The 20,795-nt window shown below is 66.0% G+C and carries 17 protein-coding genes; 11 read left to right on the top strand and 6 right to left on the bottom strand.

Translation table 11 applies throughout. The features are described 5' to 3' along the window. Nucleotides 1–338: 338 nt before the first annotated feature. Both VGN68_RS09125 and VGN68_RS09120 read right to left on the bottom strand, forming a co-directional pair. On the bottom strand, nt 339–1,511 hold the full coding sequence (locus tag VGN68_RS09125) for a tannase/feruloyl esterase family alpha/beta hydrolase (protein ID WP_293643494.1): 1,173 nt from the start codon (nt 1,509–1,511) through the stop codon (nt 339–341). Between the two features lie 46 nt (nt 1,512–1,557). Then, nucleotides 1,558–2,379 (bottom strand): phytanoyl-CoA dioxygenase family protein, encoded by an 822-nt coding sequence (locus VGN68_RS09120; RefSeq protein ID WP_327475941.1) that lies wholly within the window; start codon nt 2,377–2,379, stop codon nt 1,558–1,560. A gap of 36 nt (nt 2,380–2,415) precedes the next feature. On the opposite strand from VGN68_RS09120, the gene VGN68_RS09115 reads away from it, so the two are divergent. Then, entirely contained in the window at nt 2,416–3,207 is a 792-nt protein-coding gene (locus tag VGN68_RS09115; protein WP_293643492.1) for a helix-turn-helix domain-containing protein, read from the top strand. 84 nt (nt 3,208–3,291) lie between these two features. Here the strand turns inward: VGN68_RS09115 and VGN68_RS09110 are convergent, their stop codons facing one another. Beyond that, entirely contained in the window at nt 3,292–4,563 is a 1,272-nt protein-coding gene (locus VGN68_RS09110; protein ID WP_327475937.1) for an MGH1-like glycoside hydrolase domain-containing protein, read from the bottom strand. A 23-nt stretch (nt 4,564–4,586) separates the two neighbouring features. After that, complete coding sequence (locus VGN68_RS09105) at nt 4,587–7,157, bottom strand: TonB-dependent receptor (RefSeq protein WP_327475935.1); 2,571 nt, start codon at nt 7,155–7,157, stop codon at nt 4,587–4,589. 149 nt (nt 7,158–7,306) lie between these two features. Between VGN68_RS09105 and VGN68_RS09100 the strand changes: the two genes are divergently transcribed. The 10 genes from VGN68_RS09100 to VGN68_RS09055 all read left to right on the top strand — a co-directional run bounded on the left by VGN68_RS09100 (nt 7,307) and on the right by VGN68_RS09055 (nt 18,492). After that, nucleotides 7,307–8,209: a LysR substrate-binding domain-containing protein gene (locus VGN68_RS09100; RefSeq protein ID WP_293643489.1), complete on the top strand. Its 903-nt coding sequence runs from the start codon at nt 7,307–7,309 to the stop codon at nt 8,207–8,209. A gap of 88 nt (nt 8,210–8,297) precedes the next feature. Continuing rightward, on the top strand, nt 8,298–9,608 hold the full coding sequence (locus tag VGN68_RS09095) for a glycerate kinase type-2 family protein (protein WP_327475931.1): 1,311 nt from the start codon (nt 8,298–8,300) through the stop codon (nt 9,606–9,608). Between the two features lie 13 nt (nt 9,609–9,621). Then, nucleotides 9,622–10,881 (top strand): MFS transporter, encoded by a 1,260-nt coding sequence (locus tag VGN68_RS09090; RefSeq protein ID WP_327475929.1) that lies wholly within the window; start codon nt 9,622–9,624, stop codon nt 10,879–10,881. Beyond that, nucleotides 10,868–11,911, top strand: coding sequence for a zinc-binding dehydrogenase (locus VGN68_RS09085; RefSeq protein ID WP_327475927.1), 1,044 nt, complete (start codon nt 10,868–10,870; stop codon nt 11,909–11,911). Before VGN68_RS09090 ends, VGN68_RS09085 begins: the two co-directional genes overlap by 14 nt. Continuing rightward, a complete protein-coding gene (locus tag VGN68_RS09080; protein ID WP_327475925.1) occupies nt 11,908–12,888 on the top strand; it encodes a Gfo/Idh/MocA family oxidoreductase in 981 nt (326 codons plus the stop codon). Before VGN68_RS09085 ends, VGN68_RS09080 begins: the two co-directional genes overlap by 4 nt. Then, nucleotides 12,885–14,594, top strand: a complete 1,710-nt coding sequence (locus tag VGN68_RS09075) for a glycoside hydrolase family 36 protein (RefSeq protein ID WP_327475923.1) — start codon at nt 12,885–12,887, stop codon at nt 14,592–14,594. Before VGN68_RS09080 ends, VGN68_RS09075 begins: the two co-directional genes overlap by 4 nt. Then, nucleotides 14,591–15,601: a UDP-glucose--hexose-1-phosphate uridylyltransferase gene (locus VGN68_RS09070; protein ID WP_327475921.1), complete on the top strand. Its 1,011-nt coding sequence runs from the start codon at nt 14,591–14,593 to the stop codon at nt 15,599–15,601. The genes VGN68_RS09075 and VGN68_RS09070 overlap by 4 nt, the downstream gene beginning before the upstream one ends. Next, entirely contained in the window at nt 15,598–16,749 is a 1,152-nt protein-coding gene (gene galK / locus VGN68_RS09065) for a galactokinase (protein ID WP_327475919.1), read from the top strand. The genes VGN68_RS09070 and galK overlap by 4 nt, the downstream gene beginning before the upstream one ends. Nucleotides 16,750–16,771: 22 nt before the next feature. After that, nucleotides 16,772–17,677, top strand: coding sequence for an ROK family protein (locus VGN68_RS09060; protein WP_327475917.1), 906 nt, complete (start codon nt 16,772–16,774; stop codon nt 17,675–17,677). Beyond that, nucleotides 17,674–18,492, top strand: a complete 819-nt coding sequence (locus VGN68_RS09055) for a class I mannose-6-phosphate isomerase (RefSeq protein WP_327475915.1) — start codon at nt 17,674–17,676, stop codon at nt 18,490–18,492. Before VGN68_RS09060 ends, VGN68_RS09055 begins: the two co-directional genes overlap by 4 nt. Nucleotides 18,493–18,962: 470 nt before the next feature. Here VGN68_RS09055 and VGN68_RS09050 read toward each other — a convergent pair whose 3' ends face one another. Continuing rightward, nucleotides 18,963–20,153 (bottom strand): IS91 family transposase, encoded by a 1,191-nt coding sequence (locus tag VGN68_RS09050; protein WP_327475913.1) that lies wholly within the window; start codon nt 20,151–20,153, stop codon nt 18,963–18,965. Between the two features lie 5 nt (nt 20,154–20,158). Beyond that, a partial coding sequence (locus VGN68_RS09045) for a tyrosine-type recombinase/integrase (RefSeq protein WP_327475909.1) occupies nt 20,159–20,795 on the bottom strand: 637 nt, incomplete at its 5' end.

Genomic DNA, 20,795 nt, shown 5'->3' with positions numbered 1-20,795 from the left:
CGTTCATCGTTCGACTCCTCAGGTAAAGGAGCCGAAAGGGTCTGCCTGCGACAGCCCACGTTCAATCAGCCGCGGCGCTCGCCGGCCCGCTTTACATCGAGGCTAGCACCAATCCGCGGAGCGGTTCGTGCATCGGCCATTGTCCCTTGCTTCGGACGCGCGTGTCCGCTTCCTCAATGGAGTCATCGCATTAAATGGCGGCGATTTATCGCGCTCAATCGGCCGGCGATCATCCTTGGTATGCAACCGCGGTTCGGTGATCTTGTTGGTCGTGCTGCCCTGTGCGACGGCATTGGGCGCTCGCTCACCGAGATGGAACGACAAGGCGCGCTCGGCGCTCAGCGAAGCGGGCGGATAACCGTGCGCTTCGTCCCGGCCTCGCTCTTGAGCGCCGCTGGCGCGATGCCGCGTTCGACCCAAGCTTCGAGCGCCAGCCGCACGTCGTGCTCGCGGTCCTGGTGCACCGCGGGCGCGTCGAGCGACTGGCCGAAACTCGTCGCCGCTGCGCCGCCTTGGCAATGCGACATGCCGGGAATAATGAACAGGCGATAGAAGTCGGTGGTTTTGCCGCGCGTCGCGGCCTGCACCGCACGGTACCAGTCAACCCCGAGGCCGGGCGCGATCACCGGGTCCGACTGACCGAAATAGGAAAGAATCTTGCCGCCGCGATCATGGAAGCCCTGCAGGTCGCCCGGCTTGATGTCGAGTTCCCCAGCGAGGGTTTCGTCGCTGAAATGCCCCAAGAGATGCGCGCGCGACTGCTCGGCAAAGGTCAGCTGCGACTGCGCGGCCGTGTCCGGGTTGGCGATCCAGTACGCCCAGTCTTCCGCAGTGATCGCTGTAGGGGAATATCCCGCTGCGATGATCGCATCAAGCGTCGCCCGCTTCTGCGCGGGTAACTTAGCCTGCGTCCGCTCGGCGGCTCCAAGCCACCCGCCCGGCGCCCGCATCGCATACTGTATCGCGCCGAAATTGCGAAACTGCCGCGTCCACGGGTTCGCTGGCGCCCCGGCGATGATCCCGCTCCAATCGTCGGGCCAGCGCGCCGCCGCCATCAGCGCCATCCGCCCGCCGTTCGAACAGCCCATGAAATAATGCCGGATGGGCGCGCGGCCATAATAGGCCCCGACCAGCGCCGCGGCGGCATCGCGCGTCGCCTTGATCGACCGCCAGCCGTAATCGGCAAGCGCGACCGAATTGCCCGGCGCCCAGCTCGCATCGAAGCCATGGCCGCGATGCCCCGTATCGGTCGCCGCAATGGCATCGCCGCGCCGCGCGCCCTCGTCGAGCGTCGGCAGGTGGATCGCTCCCGCGAACCCGCCATTGCCGATCTGGTAATAGCGTCCGCTCCAGCGGTTAGGGGCGGGCAAGTACACGCTGAAGCGGATGTCCGATCCCGGTACCGGGTGCGCCGACCCGTTGACCCGGCAGACGCCGTCAGACAGCACCGCGCTCTCGACGACCGCCTTGTCGATCGTCAGCTTCGCGAGGTTCGCGCAGGGGTCATCCACGAGCGGACTGCCGAACGACAAAAGCAGCAGCAGCCAGGCGAGGACGTCAGGCAGCCTTCTCGTCTTCCCACGCGAATTTGAACGCGCCCGCGGTCGGGTCGACGCCGGCGAGCATCATCCCCTGGCCGCGCGAGCTATGCCGGTCGTTCAGCGGCACGTCGGCCGGATCGCGGAGCTGGATGAGCAGCGTCGTACGCGGCTCGTCCGACGTGTTGAGGCCAGATCCGTGGACGGTCAGATAGTGGAAGAACAGCGCATCGCCCGCCTTCGCCGGCAGGGGGGTGGCGCCCTCGATCGGGTAGGTTTCGGTCGAAGCATGATGGTCGGCGCCCTCGGCGGGAAGCGGGCCGAGCTTGTGCGTCCCCGGATAGACGCGCAGGCACCCCTTCTCTTCGGGTGCATCGTCGAAGTGCAGGATCACCGCGATCATCGAATGGTCGCGATGCGGAAAATAAGGATAGTCCTGATGCATCGGGAAGGGCGAGCCCTTTTCGGGCGGCTTGATGAACATCTTGTTGTGATGAAGCTGGACGTTCGGGCCGATGATGTCCTGCGCGATCTCGGTGAGGCGCGGGTCGGTGAGCAGGCGCGTCACCATCGCCGACCGGAAATGGACGTCGTGGCAATGGGTGATCGTCGTGCCGCTGCCCCGCACACTGTCCCATGTCGCGTCGCTGTTGCCTTCATTGTCGGCGATGCGGTGCATTTCGGCGCGGAAGGCCGCGGCCTCCTCGGCGCTGAACAGTCCGGGGACGAGGACATAGCCCTGATCATCGTAGAATTTTTTCTGCTCTTCGCTCAGCATCGCCGCGGCATCCTCATAGTCTCGATATGGCCTGATGGTGCCGCTTCCGGTCGACCATCGCAATTGGCGTGCGCCTAATCTTGTGGTAAAAAATCGAACATGGAAATGATCGATCTGCCGCTGGAAGATTTGCCGCGCATCGCGGTCGCCGGGCAGTTCCTGCTGGCGGATCGCGGATTTGCGACGATCCATCAGGGACGCACGCACGCGCTGCACCTTCACGGTTATACCGGCGAGATGGAGCTGGCGGGAAAACGCATTCGGATTGCGCCCGGCGATGTGACGCTCAGCCCCGCGGGCCTGTCTTCGAGCTACGACCTTGCCGGGCCGGGCACGCATTGGTGCATCCATATCGAAGCGGGCGATGGACGGGGGACGCGCGCGCCGGTCGCGCTGCACGTGTCGGACTGTGGCGCGCTCCGCGAACGGTTTGCACATGTCAGCGGCCTCTTCGCGACCGCGAGCGACCCGATCGCGCATATCGCGGCGCGGCTCGCGGCGCAGGAACTGCTGGTGACGCTCGCGCGGCGTACCGATCCGTTGCCGGAAGATGACGCTGCAGCGCGCGCCGCCGAATATATCGACCATCATTTTCCCGAAGCGATCGGCGTGCGCGAGGTCGCAGCCGCGGCGGGCCGTTCGTCCGCTTACCTCGCGCGTCTTTTCCGCGGCCGCTTCGGCACCACGGTGCCCCACCGCCTGCTTCAGCGCCGCGCCGAACATGCACGTTTCCTGTTGGAATCGACCGACCTGCCGATCTGGCGCGTCGCCGAGCGCTGCGGCGTCGCCGATGCGCAGCGCTTCAACAAGATGGTGCGCAGCCTGCTCGGCGCCAGCCCGAGCGCGGTGAGGGCGCGGGTCCGGGGACCGGTGGTCGATCCCGATCGATAGCGTGCAAAATGAACCCCGGCGAAAGCCGGGGTCCAGGGTTGGGAGGGTAAATTGGGGGGGGCGGCTTCGCCGGGGTTCAATATATCAGCGCCACGCCAGCCAGATCGCCGCGGTCCACGAGAAATCGTCGCCGCCGCTGCCCGATCCGTCGACGGGGCTGTACGCTTCGTAGAAGCCGTTGCGCTCCATCAGCGCCAGCGTGTCGTGGCGGACGCGCGCCGCCTCGGCATCGAAGCCCGCTTCGGCCAGACCGGTGCCGATCATGTAGTTGACCACCGCCCACACGGGGCCGCGCCAGTAGCGGATCATCTGGAAGCCGGGATCCTCGGGGTCGAGGCTGGGCATCAGATATTCGACCTTGCTGCCGATACGGTGCAGGTGCGCGAGCATTGCGGCATCCTTCGCCGGGTCGGCGAGCCCGGCATAGAAGCTCAGGAACGAGGCGCTGGTGATGAAGCCCGACGAGCGGCCGGTGAGCAGGTCGCGCGAGCACCAGCTGTGCTTTTCCTCGTCCCACAACCAGTCGATCCCGGCTTCGGCCGTCGCGATCATCGCGCGGATTTCGGCGGCTTCCTCGTCGCGGCCGAGATAGTCGGCGAGGTGCAGCAGGTCGCGGTTGGCGCGCAGCAGGATCATCGACATGCCGATGTCGGCGACCTTGAACGGATTGCCCGCGGTGATCTTTGCATGGTCCCAGCCCTGCGCGACGCCATATTGGACGAGCGCGAGGTAGCGGTCATACTCGAGCTTGGTCGGACGCATCTTCGCGTCGAGATGGCCGGTGTCGCGGCGGACATATTCGCCGACGTTCGAAATATCGATCGGCTCGCCGGGAATGTCCCATTCGGGCGAATTGTCGCGGCCGGTTTCCCACGGATGCATGGCGACGACGACGCCGCGGCCGTCAGGGTCGCGATAGTCGCGAAACCAGCGGTGCCAGGCGATCAGCTTGTCGAACAGGCTTTCGAGGCGCAGGCGATAGGCGTCGTCGGCGTCCGCCGCGATCGCGCTGTCCCACAGCTTGCGGACGACCGTCGCCGCGACCGGCGGCTGGGTGATGCCCGAGGTGACGGGGGTCTTGCCCGTCGCCCAGACCGAGGGTCCGGGGAAATAGCCCGGATCGTCCTGCCAGAAGACGATGTGCGGCAGAAAGCCGTCGTCCCACTGCGCGTTGAACAGGGTCTCGACTTCTTTCCACGCGCGGTCGCGATCCCAGGTGTCGAAGCCGAGGGCGACGAAAGCCGAGTCCCAGTTCCACTGGAAGGGATAGACCCGGCCGTTGGGGACGGTGTAGCCGCCCCGGTCGTTGGCAGTCAGGATGGCGCGGGCACCCGCGTCAAGCGTTTCGATAGTCATTGTCGCGGATGCCCGTTTTCTCGTCAGAAGTTGAAGGTTGCGCGTGCGGTGATGCGGCGCGGCAGGACCGGACGGCCGACGAAGTAAGCGCCGCCGACGGTCTGGTTGTTGTCGAGACGCGGCGACCCTTCGGTCGTGGCGTCGGTGTCGAACAGGTTGAACACATTGACCCCGAGACGCAGGCTCTTGTTGCCCATCGGCACCGTATAGCCGGCGTCGAGGTTGACGATATTCCATCCGTCGAGCTTGATCGAATTGTTCGACGCGGTGAAATTGTCGCCGGTGTAGTTGGTGAAGAAGGACACATCGAGCGCGCCGTCGTCGTAATAGAGGCCGGCGTTGTAGAGGATCTGCGGCTGACGCTCCAGATCGTTGCCGATGATCGCCGGGTTCGAGGTCGGGACACCGCCGACGTTCGACTGGAACTCGGTATATTTGGCCTTCTGCAGCGTGAGGTTGCCGTTGAAGCGCAGGTTGGTGAGCAGCTTCAGGTCGAACACCGCCTCGACGCCGTAGGATTCGGTCGCGACGAGGTTGACGAGCTCCTGGAAGCCGCCGCCCGGCGCGTTGACGAACAGGACCTGACGGCGGTTCTTGAGGCTGGTGTAGAAGGCCGAGGCCTCGAGGCTGAAGGCCGGCTGGCTGACCTTGATGCCGCCCTGCACCTGTTTGATGATTTCGCCCTCGTAGCTCTGCGTGCCCGGCGAGGCGCTCGCATTCGCCGCGGTCCCGGCAGGCAGCGGCAGGAAGCCGACCGCGCGCACTTCGGGGAAGAAGTAACCGCGGCTCGCATTGAGATAGAGGCTGACGTCGTCGGTAAGCTTGTAGAGGCCACCCGCAGCGATCGCCCATTCGGTCGTCGACACCTTGCCGGTCAGATAGCCGTCATTGCCCCATATCACGTCGCGCAGTGCGCCCGACAGGTTCGGCGTCGTCGCGTCGGTGACCGTCGTCGAGGTGCGCTCGCGGCTGATGTCGCCCTTATAATGTTCGACGCGGCCGCCGATATCGAGGTTGAAGCGGTCGCCGATCTGCATCTGGTCGGCGAAATAGACCGCGTAACGCTCGGCTTGGTGCCGGTTGTTCACATAACCGCCGCCGGCGTTGAGCAGGCCGTTCCGCGAAATGACCGTGGTGGCGCCGCTGATCGGGTTGGTGACGGTCAGATTGACGAGCTGCGGCTGGTTGTTGAACGCGCCGAGGAAGGTCGTCGTGACATTGACGTCGCGAGCGACCGTATCGGCGTAGAAGCCGCCGAGCGTGAAGCTGTGCTCGACGCTGCCCGTGGTCGCCTGCTTGGTGAGGTTCAGCTCGGCCGAAAGGTCGTGCATCGGCCTGTTGCGGTCGGTGAAGCGGTTGGCGAAGAGGATCGCATTCGCGGGCACCGCGCCGCCACCGACATAAGTGAAGCTGGCGTTCGCGGCGGTGATGCCGTTCAGCTCGGGAATCTGGCCACGGCGGGCGGCGTTGGTGACGAAGGCGCTCAGCGTCTCAGGGACGTTGACGACGCCGTCGCCGTCGGACCACAGGCCGAATTTATGCTTGTAATCCGAGTATTTTACGCGGCCGTTGATGCCCCAGCCGCTGTCGCCGAAGTCCTTGTCAAACGCGATCGCGACTTGGCCGCCCTTGCTCGTCACGCCATCGGTGATGCCGGTGGTGAAGGCGCCGTCGGTGGTGTTGAAGCCCAACCCGGCGACGTCGGGGGTCAGCAGCTGATAGACCTTCTTGCCGTCGTTGCCCGCGACGCGGCTGCGCGTCGTGCCGTCGAGCGGGACGGGCAAATAGAATTGCGCCTGATCGTCGATATACTGGCCGTAAAGCGTGATCGATCCGCTGTCGTCGGGGAACTCGTACTTCAGGTTACCGCGGATCTGGAAGCCTTCGGTATCGAGGCCCGTCTTGATCGGGCCGTCGTCTGAGCGGTAGAAGCCCGACAGCGCGAAGAACAGATTTTCGCCGAGCGGCCCGCTGACCGCAAGGTCGCCGCGATAGCGGCCCTTTTCAGCCCATTCGATCTGCGCCGTGCCCTCCAGCTCGTCGCGGCCGGTCTTGCTGATATAGTTGATCAGGCCCGCGACCGAGCCGGGGCCGAACAGGTTCGACACGCCGCCGCGCACAAACTCGAGGCGCGAGATGCCGAGGTCGTTGCGGTAGTAAACGTCATAGGCCGACGAGTTGAGGCCGAACGTCGACATGACGGGGACGCCATCGTACATCAGCGGGGTGAACTGATACTGGCCGCCCGAAGGCAGGCCGCGCACGAACACGTTCGATGCGACCTCGCCGCCGCCGGCATCGGCCTTGATCGTCGGGATGCTCGCAAGGATGTCGGCCTGGCTGCTGACGCCGAGGCGTGCGAGCGAATCTTCGCCGACCGAAGTGACCGCGAGCGGGGTGTCGAGTGCGATACGGCCGCGGCTGGTACCGGTGACGATGATGGTGTCGGCGTCGTCCGCGACGGCCTCGTCGGCGGGAGCGACCTCGGCGTCCTGTGCCCAGGCCGACTGCAGCGGAATCAGCGTCGCGGCGAGCGGCGCGGTGCAGAGCAGGGCGTTACGGAAAGTGCGCGAAAAGCGGCGGCGGACGGTCATGCTGGTCTCCTCCCATAGGTCTCTTCCGGCCTCTGACAGGCCTTTGTCATAAAAACTGAAGGGCGAGGCCGGTTGACGAAAGCCCGTATTGTTGCAACGCTGTGTTGCTAGCAATGGCACTATAAGCAACAATATTACGGGAGATTCCGATGCTCGATCTGGGCGATCTGCAGGTCTTTTCGAAGATCGTCGAGACCGAAAGTCTGACCAAGGCGGGGCAGGCGCTGGGGCTTCCCAAGTCGACCGTCAGCCGGCGTATTTCCCGTCTGGAAGAGAATCTTGGCGTTCAGTTGCTGCACCGCTCGACGCGCTCGGTGACGGTCACCGAGGACGGCGCGATGTTCTTCGAATATTGCCTGCGTTCGCTCGGGGTGCTGCGCGACGGCGAGCGCGCATTGCAGAATCGCCAGAACGTCCCGCGCGGCGTGGTGAAGATCGCGATCCCCTATGTGCTCGGGCAGAGCCTGATCGGTCCGCTGCTTGCAAGCTTCCTCGATCTCTACCCCGACGTGCGACTCGTCAGCGTGATGACCGACGATGCCGTCGGGCTGCTCCGCGCCGGCTTCGACGTCGCGCTCGCGGTGGGCCCCTTCGCAGACTCCGAACTCGTCGCGGTCAAGCTCGGCGTGACCGAATGCGGGCTGTTCGGCGCGCCCGGCTATTTCGAGCGCAAGGGCATGCCGCAGAACCATGTCGAGCTGCCGCGCTTCGACCTGCTCGCGACCGGCACCGTCGACCGACGCCACCGCTGGCCGCTCCACACCGAGACCGAGCAGGTGACGGTCGAATTCTCGCCGCGCCTCGTCTGCAACGACCTCAATCTGCTCCGCCACGCGGTGCGTTCCGAACTCGGCATAGCGACGCTGCCCGCCTTCCTTTGCAAGGCCGATTTGGCCGAGGGAATGCTCGTCGAGGTGCTCCCCGGCTGGCAGGCGCCCGACATGAGCTTCTATGCGCTGTTTGCCGATCCCAAGGGCGTGCCGGTGCGCGTCCGGTCGCTGATCGACTATCTGACCGAGAAGCTGAGACCCACGCTTTCGTGGGAAATTTAGCGCCGTTGCGAAAAACGGAACAAATAGTTCCACAATCTGGCGCTAGGCGCTTTCGCCGCTCTGCTTCACCCCATGGGGCAAATCATAATTGGAGGGTGTCATCGCTACCGAGGCCGATCAGGTGAGCCAGACGAGCCAGCGCGACAAGTTGATCGCGCTGTTCCGCGAGTCGGTGCGCGCGGTGAGCCCCGAGGTCGCGATGCCGCGCAAGATTCCGCATTCGCCGCACGGCCGAACGGTCGTGATCGCGGTCGGCAAGGCTGCCGCCGAGATGATGCGCGTCGCACAGGATCGCGCCGAACAGCCGCTGAAGGGTCTCGTCGTCACGCGGCACGGCCATCTGCCCGAACCCGCGCCGTCGTGGTCCGATGTCGAGATCATCGAGGCGGGCCATCCCTATCCCGACGAGAACAGCCTGCGCGCCGCCGAACGCGCGCTGGCGATCGCGACCCGACTCGAGGCGGGCGACAACCTGCTCCTGCTGCTTTCTGGCGGTGGATCGGCGCTGCTCGCGGCGCCCGCGGCGGGGCTGACGCTGACCGACAAGCAGCAGATCACCCGCGCACTGCTGCAATCGGGCGCGACGATCGAGGAGATCAACTGCGTCCGCAAGCATCTCTCGCGCGTCAAAGGCGGCCGCCTTGCGGTCGCGGCGGGGGCGGCGCATGTCACGACGTGGATCATCTCGGACATTCCGGGCGACGACCCCAGCTTCGTCTCGTCGGGGCCGACCGTGGCCGACCTTACCAGCCTGTCCGACGCCCGCGACATCGTTGCGAAATATGGCATCGAGCCCTCGGCGCAGATCGCTGCTGCACTGAACGACCCCGCCAACGAAACCCCCGCAGCCGATGCGCTCGGTATCGCGGGCGGCGAGACGCAGATCATCGCGAAGGCGCGCGATGCGCTCGCCGCGGTGCAGGCGATGGCGGGCGAGCAGGGCTATCAGGTCACCAACCTCGGCGACCAGCTGCAGGCCGAGGCGCGCCATCTCGGCGCCAGCCACGCCGCGCTTGCGCGCCGGATGGCGAAGGACGGCACCGCGCGCGTCATCATCTCGGGCGGCGAGACCACCGTGACCGTCACGAACAAGGCGGGTCGCGGCGGCCGCAACCTTGAATATCTGCTCGGCCTCGCGATCGCACTGAACGGCGAGCGCGGCATCTTCGCCATCTCGTGCGACACCGACGGGATCGACGGCACCGACGATGCGGCGGGGGCGACGATCGGCCCCGACACGCTCGCAAGGGCGCGCGCCGCCGGGATCGACCCGGCCGAATATCTGGCGTCGAACAACGCCTACAGCTTTTTCGAAAAACTGGGCGATCTGGTCATAACCGGGCCGACGCTGACCAATGTGAACGACTTCCGGGCGATCCTGATCGACCCGGCGGCGTAAAGGGAGAGACGACATGGTGGGGAACAAGGGAGGCTTGGCGGCACGGGCCAACTATCCGTGGATCTTGATCGGGCTGCTCTGGCTCGTCGCCTTCCTCAACGCGGCCGACCGCAACATCCTGCTCGCCGTGCTGCCCGACCTCAAGGCCGAGTTCGACCTCACCGATACGCAGCTCGCGCTGCTCGGCTCGGTCTTTTTCTGGATTTACGCCGTCGGCGCCTTCGTCGCGGGGCGCATCGGCGACAGCGTGCGCCGCAGCCGGCTGATCATATTCGGTCTCGTCTTCTGGAGCGTCGCGACGGGGGCATCGAGCCTGGCGACGGGCTTCGCGCTGCTACTCGCGATGCGCGCGATGGTCGCGGTCGGCGAGTCTACTTACTATCCCACCGCCACCGCGTTGATCGGCGACTGGCACAAGCCGCAGATGCGCAGCCGTGCCTTGTCACTCCACCAGACCGCAGTGTTCGCAGGCTCGGGGCTCGGTGCGGTCGCGGCGGGCTATATCGCCGACGCCTTCAGCTGGCACGCACCCTTCCTGATCTTCGGCGGGATCGGCCTGATCTACGTCGCGGTGCTTTGGTTCTTCCTCTACGACGCGCCGATCGTCCACACCGCCGCCGAGCAGGGCAAGCCCGCCGAGCCGATCGGGATCGTGCTACGCATTCCCGCCGCACTGATTCTCTGCGTCGTATTCGCGCTCGCCACCGGCGCATCGACCGGCGTGACCTTCTGGGCGCCTTACTTCGTCAAGAATCTGCTCGGCCTGAACCTCGCGGAATCGGCGTGGGTCGGGGCGGCAACGATCAATATCGCGGGCTTCTGTGCAGTTCCGCTCGGCGGCTTGCTTGCCGACACGCTGGCGAAGAAATCGCCGATCGGGCGCTTCACGACGCTGGCGATCGGCCTCGGGCTCGCTGCGTTGCTGCTGCTGCCGCTGCTCGGTGCCAAGACCGCGACCCAGATCGGCATGGTGCTCGTCGCCACCAGCATCGCCAAGGGTCTGTTCGACGGCTGCATCTACGCCGCGATGCAGGATGTCGTGCCACCCCACGCGCGCGCGACCGCGGTCGGCATGATGACGATGATCGGTTTCATCGGCGCCGGTATCACCCCGATCCTCGTTGCGTGGATCGGCGAAAGTTTCGGCATGGGGTCGGGCATCGTCGCGATGGCGGGGCTCTATGCGCTCGCGGTCATTCTCCTGCTCGCCACCCGCCTGCAGGCCCGCCGCGGCGTCGCGGCCAATCAGGAGGTCGTCCATGTCGTCGAGTAAGACGCTTGTCCTCATCGCGCCGCGCACGCTGGCGTTCGAGGACAGCGGATTTGTCCCGCTCGGTCCCGAAGAGGTGCGGATCCGCACGCTCTTCTCGGGGATCAGCGCGGGCACCGAGCTGACCCAGTATCGCGGCACCAACCCGTTCATGCATCGCCGCTTCGACGAGGCGCAGCGGCTGTTCGTCGATGCCGAGGTGCCGAGCTGGGACTGGCCGGTGCGCAACCTCGGTTATGAGGAATCGGGCGAGATTATCGAGGTCGGCAGCGACGTTGCCGACCTGAAAGTCGGCCAGCGCCTCTTCGGAACCTGGAACCACAAGACGCACCATGTCGCAACCGCCGATTATGCGCGCGACCGGCTGCTTCCGGAGGGCGCCGACCCGCGTATCGGCATCTTCTCGCACATCGGCGCGGTCGCGCTAAATGGCGTCCACGACGCGCAGATCCGTATCGGCGACACCATCGCCGTGTTCGGGCTCGGCGTACCGGGGCAGATCGTCGCACAGGCCGCCCGCGCATCGGGTGCGCGCGTGATCGCGATCGACCCCGACGCCGCCCGCCGCGACATCGCGCTCCGCCATGGCGCGCATCTCGCGATCGAACCCGCGGGCGCAGCGGAGGAGATCAAGCGGCGCACCGGCGGTCGCGGCGCCGATGCGTGTATCGAAGTATCGGGGGCGCCTCCCGCGCTCGGCGAGGCGATCCGCGCCGCCGCCTATAACGCGCGTGTCATCGCGATGGGCTTTTTTCAGGGCGCGATCCCGGGGCTGAAGCTCGGCGAGGAATTTCACCACAACCGCATCCAGCTCATCTGCTCGCAAATCTCGGGCGTATCGCCCGACGCGAGCTATCGCTGGTCGAAGCCGCGCCTCTGGCGCAGCGCGATCGAGCTGCAACACGACGGCACGCTCGACCTGATCCCGTTGATCACCCACCGCGCGCCCTTCGAGGACGCGCCGAAGCTGTTCGATCAGCTCGATCAAGGTGCGCCGGGCATGTTGCAGGCGATGCTGGAGTTCGGCGCATGAGCGGCTTGCGCGTCGGCCTGCTCGGCTGTGGCGGCATCGGTGCGCGCCATGCGGGAGCGGTCGCCGAACTGTCGAACGACATGGAACTGGTCGCCTGCTGCGGCCGCGACGCGGAGAGGACGCGGGCGTTTGCGGAGGGTCGCACTGCCGCCGCCTATACCGACCTCGACGCTATGCTGCGGCAGGAGCGTCTCGATCTCGTCATTGCGACATTGCCCCCCTATAATCGCGGTGGCGAGATCGAGCGCGTTGCGCGGGCCGGCGTCCACCTGCTCGTCGAAAAGCCGATCGCGCTCGATCAGCAAGCGGCCGACGCGATGGTTGCCGACGTGTCGGCGACCGGCGTCGTCGCGGCGATCGGCTTCATGTACCGCTTCGGCGACGCGGTACGGCGCTGGAAGGCGGCCGACACCGGACAGGTCGGGCTTTACGCGGGGGCCTATCACTGCAACGCGCTCCACGCCGACTGGTGGCGCGAGGAAGCCAGATCGGGCGGCCAGATCCTCGAACAGGTCATCCATCAAGTCGACCTGATCCGTCACCTTATGGGCGAACCCGACAGCGTCTATGCGCGCCGCACCAATTTCGCGCATCACGATACGCCGGGCTATGATGTCGAAGATATCAGCGCGATCATCTTCGGCTGGGATGATGGCCGCATCGCGACGCTCAACGCGTCGAACATCGCGGTACCAAGCGTCTGGCACAAGGAATGGGCGCTTTTTGCCGAACGCATGACCGGGCGTTTCACGAGCTGGAACGATGCCGTGCTGACGCGCACGGTGGGTGAGGTCGCGGCCGAGGAAATCGCCGGGCCGACCGACCCCTTCGTCGCGCAGCTCGCCGACGTGCACCGCGCGATTAGGACCGGCAGCGCGCCCTATGTTCCGCTGGCGGAGGGCGCGGCGTCGCTCAAGCTCGCGCTCGCAGCGCGGCAGTCGGCCGACGATCGCCGCGAGATCCGGCTGAAGCCATGACGTCATTCGAAAAGAGCGGCATCTTCCTCTGCGACGTTCAGCCTTTGCTCGACGGCGCGGTGCCCGCCTGTTCGGCGGCGGCAATCGCGAACGGGATCGAATGGGCGCTCGAGGATGGCGGCGTAATCGCGCTGACGGTCGGCGGCGGTGATGTGACGCGCCTCGACATCGCGGTGAGCGGCCTTGCAGAAGCGCCGCTGTCGCTCGGGCTGCGCTTCGGCGCGGTCAGAGGCGTCCGGCGTTACCTCCGCAACGGCTATCATAGCTGGGACGGCAGCTTCTTCGCCGATCCCGGCACCCCCGCGGGCGATGCGCCGCCGGGCAAGGAGCCGACGCTCGGCTTTGCGATGACCGCGCTGGTACCGACCGAAGGGCATGGCGCCGTCGTGCTCGGTTTCGACCGCCACGACCGCTTCCAGAACCGCTTCCGCTTCGGCGGAGATGCAGCGGCGATGACGATCGATGTCGAAACATTGCTCGACCGCACCGGCGCGACCATGGCCGAAAGCCTGTTCATATACGCCGACCCCGACGTCGAGACTGCGCTGATCCGCTGGTCCGATCGGGTCGCGGCCGCCTCGCCGACGCCACCTCGAATTCCGGATAAGCGCATCAGGGGCTGGTGTTCGTGGTATAATCTCTACGCTGCGATCAATGAACAGAATATCCGCGAGCATCTGACCGCCGCCGCGAGCTATCGGGATACGCACGGCGCCGATCTCGACATCTTCCTGATCGACGACGGCTTCACGTCCGAGATGGGCGACTGGCTCGACGTCAAACCGCAGTTCCCGCGCGGCATGCAGCGCTTGCTTGGCGAGATTGCCGACGCCGGTTTCACCCCCGGCCTGTGGATCGCACCCTTCATGGTGGGCAACCGCAGCCGGCTCTATGCCGAGCATCCCGACTGGGTCGTCCGTGAAAGGTCGACCGGCAAGCCGCTCATCCAAATGGCCTTTTACGGCGAGTTCCGCTGGCACAAGCGCAGCGAGGAATATTATGTCCTCGACATCACCCACCCCGATGCCGAGGCATACATCCGGCGGGTTTTTCGAACTTGGGCGCACGAGTGGGGCGCACGCTATTTCAAGACCGACTTCATGTTCTTCGGCGCCGAATATGGCCCCGATCGGGCCGTCTGGCACCGGAGCGGCCTGTCGCGCATCGCCATCTGGCGCAAGATGGGCGCGATCATTCGCGAGGAGATCGGCGACGCGCTCTGGCTCGGCTGCGGCTGTCCGCTATGGGCCTCGGTCGGACTGGTCGATGCGATCCGTATCGGGCGCGATGTCGGGGTCAAATGGTCGGGCGACCAGTCGCCCGAAAGCCTTCTGCGCGATCAGGCGACGCGCAACCATGCCGCGGGCCGGTTGTGGCAGGCCGATCCCGACTGCATCCTGCTTCGCGACCGCTTCCATGACCTGAGCGATGCACAGGTGACCAGCCTCGCGCTGCTCGCGGGTCTATCGGGCGGCGTGCTGATGACCAGTGATCATCTCGGCGAACTCACGCCCGAGCGCGCGAAGCTGCTCGATGCGCTCGCAGGCCTCGATGTCATGGAATGCCGCTATCCGTCGCTCGGCAATGGCGAGGCACTGATCGTCCAGCGTGCGACGCTCGCCGACGGACGGATGCTCGAACTCCGGCTCGATCCCGAAACCGGCGAGAGCCGCTGCACCGACAGCGCCGGCGCAATCTGGCCATGACGTTCGACCCCGCCGAACATCCCCACCGCCGCTATAATCCGCTGCGCGGCGAGTGGATATTGGTGTCGCCGCATCGCGCGAAGCGGCCGTGGCTGGGCGAGCAGGGCAGGGACGTGACCGAGCTGCCGCCGAGCTACGATCCGACCTGCTACCTCTGTCCCGGCAACACGCGCGCCAATGGCACGACCAACCCCGCCTATGCGGGACCGTTCGTTTTCGACAACGACTTCGCCGCGCTGCTTGCCGACACGCCCGCGCCCGAAACGTCGGGCGATCCGCTGTTCCGCACCGAAGCCGCATCGGGCACCTGCCGCGTGATCTGCTTCTCGCCCGATCATGCGCGCGGGCTGCCGCTGCTGTCCGACGCCGAGATCGCCGCGGTCGTCGACTGCTGGTGCGAGCAATGCGCCGACCTCGGCCGCACGCACGCGAACGTGCAAGTCTTCGAGAACCGCGGCGCGATGATGGGCTGCTCGAACCCGCACCCGCACGGGCAGGTCTGGGCGACGAAGCACATCCCCGCCGAGATCGCATGCGAGGACGCGAGCCAGCGCGCGTGGGCCGGCGCGAAGCCGATGCTCCTCGAACTCGCCGAACGCGAAGTCGGCGGCCCGCGTGTCGTCGTCGAGCATGACGACTGGCTTGCGATCGTCCCCTATTGGGCAAGCTGGCCGTTCGAGACGCTGCTGCTGCCGCGCTTCGCGGTGCAGCGCTTGCCCGATCTCGAAGCCGCGCAGTGCCAAAGCCTCGCCGCGATCCTCGGCGAGCTCACCCGTCGCTACGATGCGCTCTTCGACTGCGCCTTTCCTTACTCGATGGGCTGGCACAGCGCGCCGTTCGGTGAAGGCGACGTCGGCCACTGGCAGCTCCACGCCCATTTCTATCCGCCGCTCCTCCGCTCGGCGACGGTGCGCAAGTTCATGGTCGGCTACGAACTGCTCGCCGAGGCGCAGCGCGACCTCACCCCCGAGCAAGCCGCCGAGCGCCTCCGCGCCGTCAAGCCATGACGCTCGCCGACCGCACCCTCGTACGCTTCGCCGAACTCGTCGGCGCCGCGCCCGACTTTGCCGTCCGCGCCCCCGGCCGCGTCAACCTGATCGGCGAGCACACCGACTATAACGACGGCTTCGTACTCCCCGCCGCGATCGGCTTGCAAAGCATCGTCGCGGTCCGCCGCCGCCCCGACTCCATCGTCCGCATGATCGCCGCCGACTTCGGCGATGCGGTTAGCGCGTTCGATCTCGCACAGCCGATGGCGCGCGACCCGAACCAGCCTTGGTCCGACTATATCCGCGGCGTCGCCACCATCCTGCAGGCGGAAGGCGTCGATCTCGGCGGTCTCGACATGCTCGTCGCGGGCGACATTCCGCAGGGCTCGGGCCTGTCCTCCTCGGCCTCGCTCTCGGTCGCGAGCGGGATGGCGTTCGGCGAACTGTTCGCACCCGGCCGCTTCGACGCGACCGGGATCGCGCTGATAGCCCAGCGCGCCGAATGCGATTTCGTCGGCATGCGCTGCGGCAATATGGACCAGCTCGCGTCGGCCCATGGTACGGCCGATCACGCCTTGCTCATCGACTGCCGCAGCTTGGACGTTCGCCCGGTCGCCCTGCCGACCGATACCGCTATCCTGATCGTCCACTCGGGGATCAGCCGCGGCCTCGTCGATGGCCACTACAACGAGCGCCGCGCCCAGTGCGAAGCCGTGGCGCGCCAACTTGACGGCCCCGCACTTCGCGATGTCATGCTCGGCCAGCTCGAAGCCGCGCGCGCCGACCTCGACCCCGTCGCCTACCGCCGCGCGCGCCACGTCGTCACCGAGAACGCCCGCACGCTCGCCGCCGCCGATGCGATGGCCGCAGGCGATCTCGCCGCGCTCGGCGAGCTGATGGCCGCCTCACATGCTTCGATGCGCGACGATTTCGAGATCACGCTTCCCGCGATCGACCAGCTCGTCGCCGAGCTGCAGGCCGCGATCGGCCCGCGCGGCGGCGCACGCATGACCGGCGGCGGCTTCGGCGGCGCGGTCGTCGCGCTCGTCGCGGCCGATGCGGTCGAAACGGCGGTGGCCCACATCGAAGCGCGCTATCGCACGCCGGAAGGCAACAAGCCGCTAATCATGGTCGAACGCGCCCACGCCGGCGCGACCTTCCTCTAAAAGCAGGCGCAAGGGACAGGATATGAGCGACAAGATTGCGCTGATCGAAGCGGGCGGCACCAAGTTCATCGTTGGCGTCGGCGATGCCTCGCGCAACATCCACGCCCGCACCCGCATCGACACCACGCGCCCCGACGAAACGATCCCCGCCGCGGTCGAATGGCTCCGCGCGCAGGGCGGCGACTATGCGGCGGTCGGCATCGCGAGCTTCGGCCCCCTCGACCTCGACCCCGCCTCGCCCAAATGGGGCCATATCACCCGCACCACCAAACCGCACTGGAGCGACGCCGACATCGCCGGGCCGTTCGCGCGCGCCTTCGGTTGCCCGGTCGCGATCGACACCGACGTCAACGGCGCCGCGCTCGCCGAATGGAAGTGGGGCGCGGGGCAGTGGACGAGCTCGACGCTGTATCTCACCGTCGGCACCGGTGTCGGTGGCGGCGCAGTCGTCGGCGGACGGCCGATCCACGGCCTCAGCCACCCCGAGATGGGGCATATCCGCATGCCGCGCCATCCTGCCGATCTCGATTTCGCGGGGCATTGCCCGTTCCACGGCGACTGCCTCGAAGGCCTCGCCGCCGGCCCCGCGATCATTGCGCGCTGGGGCGCATCTCTCTCCGACCTGCCCGCCGATCACATAGGGCACGAGATCATCGCCTGGTATCTCGCGCAGGCGGCGCAGACCTTTCAGGCGATTCTCGAACCGGCGCGGATCATTCTCGGCGGCGGAGTGATGGGGACACCCGGCCTGCTCGATCGCGTTCGGGCGGAGACTGGCAAGGCGGCGGCGGGCTATTTTGCCGGTACGCCGGAAGAGATCATCGTTGCGCCAGCACTTGGTGAAAATACCGGCCTGCTCGGCGCCCTGGCGCTTGCGGCCCGGCCGGCGAACTTGGATTACCTGCTTACCGGGACGAAAAGAGCATGATTACCAAGCTTCCGATCAGCGTGCACGAGAAACCATGGGGTTTGACACAACTTCCTGAGCCGTTCGGTCATCTTTCCGGCGCCCCGGTCGGCGAAATATGGTTTGATCCGCCTCCAGGAGCGGAGCTGCTGGTCAAATATCTGTTCACGAGCGATCGCCTCTCCATACAAGTTCACCCCGACGATGAGCAGGCGAAGCAGAGGGGTAAGGCATCGGGAAAGGAGGAGTGCTGGTACATTGTCGACGCCCGGCCGGGCGCCGTGATCGGTATCGGAACCTGGAGAATACTTGACGCTGCCGGGCTGCGAACTGCCTGTTTGTCAGGCGAAATCGAAGAGCTGCTGGAGTGGCATCCGGTCTCCGCAGGCATGTTCTTTCATGTGCCGCCCGGCACCGTCCATGCGATCGGCGCTGGCATCTCGCTGATCGAAGTTCAGCAGAATAGTGACGTTACCTATCGCTTGTATGACTACGGGCGGCCGCGGCCGTTGCACCTTCGAGAGGCAATCGATGTCGCTCACGCGGGTCCGATGCCACAGGCTCTCAGGCAATTTGTCGATCCAATGCAGACTCGGCCTCTGCTCCGATCGGCTGCATTGAATGTTTTCCATTATAGCGCGGCAGACAGTCGAATCGTCAATTTGACGACGTCCACACTTATCATCCCGATCGCTGGCCATGTCGAACTTGGTGGCGTCGCTATCTGCAGCGGCGAATGCGCTTTGGTCGAAGGGGAGGATCGAATTGAAATGAAACATGGCGCTCGTCTTTTGGCAGCTTTGTCCGGTCTGGATTCGGCGCGCGCGGGCTTGTAGATCTAACCATTACCTCTTTTCTGGTTCGCTGGCGGCTTGGTGTGGCGTGAGTTCAATTTACGAGAGCTATTCTGCGCGACACTTTATCAATTGGAATCCCGCTAAAAAATTTTCAAAATCGGCGAGCGTCTCCTTTTCACAGTTCGCGCCTGGAAGCAGACCGTCTGAAACCGTTGAGAGTTTCGGACGCCGCGAGGCGTCGGAAAGTCTTCGATGCCCGAACCGCGGTAGTCATGGACTGAGCTATGGGGAAAGCTGTTTTGCGCTGATGTTGGGATAGCCAGGCGCTGCCCAAAAGCAGACGTGCGCGATATCGGACCGTCTGGATATGGGTCGCAAAAGCGGACATGCAAAAGCAGACGGACCGGTTTTGATAGAGCGACGTCTGCTTTTGGGCAGCATCGGCGCGAGCGCGTCCGCTTCCAGGTGCGGGTCCGCCCTGGATCGTGTCTGCGCCAGGCCGTGCCGGGTCACGGCGCCTGTATCCCGGATGAGAGTACGGACGGTGGCGGCGCGCGAGGCTGATAGCGGCGCTCGAAGACCTCGATGATGATCATCGTACCGCCGCAGCACGGACAGGTCGGTCGGGGCTCTGCATCGTCGGTCGGTTCCTCGGTCGGTGGAGGTGCGACATCGAGCAGGCGGCGGGCGCGTTCGAGATGATCCTTGCGGCGTGCGCTGGCGAGGAGGCCATAGTGGCGGATGCGGTGGAACCCGCGCGGCAGGGCGTGGAGAAGAAAGCGGCGGATGAACTCGTCGGCGTCGAGGGTCATGACCTGCTGCCGTCCGTCACCGGCCTTGCGGTAATCCTTGTAGCGGAAGGTGACCCCGGCCTCGTCGAACCGGAGGAGCCGGCTGTTCGATATGGCGACCCGGTGGGTGTAGCGCGCGAGGTAAGCGAGCACCGCCTCGGGCCCCGCGAATGGCGGCTTGGCATAGACCACCCAGCGCTTCTTCCGAACCGGTGACAGATGCCGCAGGAACGCGCGTCGCTCGGTGAGCTGCGTGAGGCTGCCAAAGAAAGCGAGCCTGCCGGCATCGTGCAGCGCGCGAAGGCGGGTCAGGAACAGGCGTCGGAACAGGGCGCCGAGCACGCGGACCGGGAGCAGGAAGGCGGGGCGTGCGGATATCCAGCGCGTTCCATCGCGCGATATGCCGCCGCCGGGCACGATCATGTGGATATGCGGATGATGGGTGAGCGCCGAGCCCCATGTATGGAGGACGGCGGTGATACCGATCCGGGCGCCGAGATGCTTCGGATCAGCGGCGATGGTCAGCATCGTATCGGCGGCGGCCTTGAACAGCAGGTTATAGACCAGCGCCTTGTTGTAATAGGCGATCGCGGCGACCTCGGCAGGCAGGGTGAACACGACGTGGAAATAGCCGACCGGGAGGAGATCGGCCTCGCGCGCTTCGAGCCAGCTGCGCGCGGCGGCGCCCTGGCATCTGGGGCAGTGCCGGTTGCGGCAACTGTTGTACGCGATCCGCCAGTGCCCGCAGTCGGTGCACGCCTCGACATGACCGCCGAGCGCGGCGGTGCGGCAATGCTCGATCGCCGACATGATCTTGAGCTGATGCAGGCTGAGGTGCCCGGCATGGGCCATGCGATAGGCGGGGCCAGCAGCACGGAAGATGTCGGCGACCTCGAGTGAGGCGCGCATCGGCCTCAGCCGTCGGGTGCCTCCTCGCGCGGCGGAGCGAGCGCGAGCCTGTCGAGCGGGCTGACGATCGACCGAACGGTCCTGGTGGCAACCTGGGTGTAGAAGGCGGTGGTGTTTAGCTTGGCATGGCCGAGCAATGCCTGGATGACGCGGATATCGACGCCGTCCTCGAGCAGATGGGTGGCGAAGCTGTGGCGCAGGGTATGCGGTCCGACGCGCTTGTCGATGTCCGCCGCCTCTGCGGCTTCGACGACGACGCGGTAGAGCTGGCGCGTGCTGATCGGCGCCGCGGCGCTCTGTCCGGGGAAAAGCCAGCCATCGGGAACGAGGATGCCCTGTTGCCGCCCCGCGCGCCACCAGTCGCGCAGGAGCAGGAGCAGGCCTTCGGGCAGCATGGCGTTGCGGTAGCGACCGCCTGTGCCGCGTTCGATCCGCAGCAGCATGCGCTTGCTGTCGATATCGGTCACCTTCAGCGCCGACACCTCGGCAACCCGCAGCCCCGCGCCATAGGCGACCGACAGCGCGGCCTGGTGCTTGAGGCTGCGGGTCGCATCGAGCAGGCGCTTCACCTCGGCCATGGTCAGCACGACCGGAATCTTGCGAACCTGCCTGGTGCGGATCAGCTTACGCGTGAGGTCGGGG

The sequence above is a fragment of the Sphingopyxis sp. genome (genome assembly GCF_035998965.1).
Lineage (GTDB): Bacteria > Pseudomonadota > Alphaproteobacteria > Sphingomonadales > Sphingomonadaceae > Sphingopyxis.
The sequence above is the reverse complement of the archived record's forward strand: the minus strand, read 5'-3'. Positions and strand labels throughout refer to the sequence as shown.

Coding starts and splice junctions, on each gene's coding strand:
- VGN68_RS09115 (WP_293643492.1), top strand. CDS start 2,416: ATGGAAATGATCGATCTGCCGCTGGAAGATTTGCCGCGCATCGCGGTC.
- VGN68_RS09110 (WP_327475937.1), bottom strand. CDS start 4,563: ATGACTATCGAAACGCTTGACGCGGGTGCCCGCGCCATCCTGACTGCC.
- VGN68_RS09105 (WP_327475935.1), bottom strand. CDS start 7,157: ATGACCGTCCGCCGCCGCTTTTCGCGCACTTTCCGTAACGCCCTGCTC.
- VGN68_RS09100 (WP_293643489.1), top strand. CDS start 7,307: ATGCTCGATCTGGGCGATCTGCAGGTCTTTTCGAAGATCGTCGAGACC.
- VGN68_RS09090 (WP_327475929.1), top strand. CDS start 9,622: ATGGTGGGGAACAAGGGAGGCTTGGCGGCACGGGCCAACTATCCGTGG.
- VGN68_RS09085 (WP_327475927.1), top strand. CDS start 10,868: ATGTCGTCGAGTAAGACGCTTGTCCTCATCGCGCCGCGCACGCTGGCG.
- VGN68_RS09080 (WP_327475925.1), top strand. CDS start 11,908: ATGAGCGGCTTGCGCGTCGGCCTGCTCGGCTGTGGCGGCATCGGTGCG.
- VGN68_RS09075 (WP_327475923.1), top strand. CDS start 12,885: ATGACGTCATTCGAAAAGAGCGGCATCTTCCTCTGCGACGTTCAGCCT.
- VGN68_RS09070 (WP_327475921.1), top strand. CDS start 14,591: ATGACGTTCGACCCCGCCGAACATCCCCACCGCCGCTATAATCCGCTG.
- galK (WP_327475919.1), top strand. CDS start 15,598: ATGACGCTCGCCGACCGCACCCTCGTACGCTTCGCCGAACTCGTCGGC.
- VGN68_RS09060 (WP_327475917.1), top strand. CDS start 16,772: ATGAGCGACAAGATTGCGCTGATCGAAGCGGGCGGCACCAAGTTCATC.
- VGN68_RS09055 (WP_327475915.1), top strand. CDS start 17,674: ATGATTACCAAGCTTCCGATCAGCGTGCACGAGAAACCATGGGGTTTG.
- VGN68_RS09050 (WP_327475913.1), bottom strand. CDS start 20,153: ATGCGCGCCTCACTCGAGGTCGCCGACATCTTCCGTGCTGCTGGCCCC.